We start from the raw sequence: 352 nt of genomic DNA, 5'->3' as shown, positions 1-352 counted from the left end.
GTCGTTGGTTCCAAAATATTTAATTTCCGCCCCTGTAAAAGGTTTCATGAGCTGCGTAAGCTGTTTTTCCCAACTCTTGTCGCCCACCATAGCTATTCTTTCCAGGTTTTCTTTATTGCTGAAGTCAAATTTTAGATCCCGCCACATAGCACTTAGGCTCCATCCTTCGAATTCCTGCATCTCAAAATACCAGCGAATCTTTCCGTATGACCTGATCTTTTCCTCAAGCAGGGGAATTAGCCGGTCGTAATCTTCATCGGTAAGTTTTTCTTCGGCGATGGTGTAAACAATATTTCTTTCAACCTGAATGGACAGCATAGCAGTTTTTATACAATTTCTAAAGAAAAGCAGA

At 40.9% G+C, this 352-nt stretch carries 1 protein-coding gene; it reads right to left on the bottom strand.

The genetic code is table 11. The features are described 5' to 3' along the window. On the bottom strand, positions 1 to 318 hold a 318-nt coding region (locus tag HC175_RS21230; RefSeq protein WP_168139936.1), incomplete at its 3' end, for a SpoIIAA family protein. Positions 319 to 352: the final 34 nt, after the last annotated feature.

The sequence above is a fragment of the Salinimicrobium oceani genome, assembly GCF_012037645.1.
The sequence above is the reverse complement of the archived record's forward strand: the minus strand, read 5'-3'. Positions and strand labels throughout refer to the sequence as shown.